Annotated in this window: 3 protein-coding genes; all 3 read left to right on the top strand. The window is 55.9% G+C overall.

Annotated elements, in window-relative coordinates; genetic code table 11:
- Positions 1–205: hypothetical protein (locus HMPREF1627_RS00310; protein WP_234305171.1), on the top strand; the 205-nt coding region annotated here is incomplete at its 5' end.
- The gene (locus tag HMPREF1627_RS10445) at positions 202–339 is read left to right on the top strand and encodes a hypothetical protein (RefSeq protein WP_156956943.1); all 138 of its coding nucleotides are present in this window, start codon (positions 202–204) and stop codon (positions 337–339) included. The genes HMPREF1627_RS00310 and HMPREF1627_RS10445, both read left to right, overlap by 4 nt.
- Positions 340–356: 17 nt before the next feature.
- The coding region (locus tag HMPREF1627_RS00305; protein WP_034499886.1) for a TlyA family RNA methyltransferase at positions 357–1,056 on the top strand (700 nt) is incomplete at its 3' end.

The following is a 1,056-nucleotide window of genomic DNA, read 5'->3' as shown; positions in this document are numbered from 1 at the left end:
TGAACCCGAGGTGGAAGAGCCCGTAGTGGCAGAGTCAACCGATCTGGACGATATGCCCGCCTCGGATGTAAGCGATGAGGAACTTGCGCAGGTGGATGTGGAATCCGTCGCAGCATTTCTTCCCGGTGAGGAAGATCTGGAGGAGCTACTTGAAGAAACTCGTCATCTTGCTGAAGAGGACGAGGAATCACAGGAGTCTGAGTGAATCTGGAGCAGTGGGAGGAAGACTGGGAGCAGGCTGACAACCTGCCTCTAGCTCAGCGTCTTGCGAAGCTGAAGCAAGCTGAGGCGGAGTTGTCTGCCCAGCTTGAAGGCGGGACCGAGCAGTGGCACGCCTAAGACGTATCGATGCGGAGATGGTGCGACGTTCGCTCGCACCATCACGCTCGAAGGCGCAAGAACTGATCCATGCTGGTTTTGTGAAGCTGGATGGGGAGGTTGTTACCAAGCCCGCCAGGCAGATGGATCCGGCGCAGGCGTTGATTGTGGATGAAAGTTCCTCGCCAGATTATGCATCTAGAGGTGCGTATAAGCTTGCGGGTGCGCTTGAGATTCTCGGTGATCTTGCTCCCGTGATCCGCGGTCAGCGTTGCCTGGATGCGGGAGCATCGACCGGTGGTTTCACAGACGTACTACTACGCGCGGGTGCCGCGAAGGTGGTAGCCGTTGATGTGGGTTACGGGCAGCTGATATGGCGCCTGCAGTCCGATCCGCGCGTTGAGGTTAAAGACCGGACAAATGTTCGCTACTTGTTGCCTGAAGACGTGGCGCCGCCACCAACGGTTGTGGTATCGGATCTTTCTTTCATTTCTCTAACTTTGGTGCTTCCAGCTTTGAAAGGCGTTGCGCATCCACAGGCTGATTTCTTGTTGATGGTGAAACCGCAGTTTGAGGTGGGCAAGGATAAGCTAGGGGCAAAAGGCGTGGTTCGGGATCCGGAACTGCATCACTTCGCTGTGCGCCAAGTCTTGGACAAAGCCGGTGAGTTAGGCCTGAAGGTTTACGGTTTGGCGGCTAGTCCTCTTCCCGGCCCCGCAGGAAATGTTGAATATTTTG

Source organism: Actinomyces sp. S6-Spd3, assembly GCF_000758755.1.
GTDB lineage: Bacteria > Actinomycetota > Actinomycetes > Actinomycetales > Actinomycetaceae > Pauljensenia.
The sequence above is the reverse complement of the archived record's forward strand: the minus strand, read 5'-3'. Positions and strand labels throughout refer to the sequence as shown.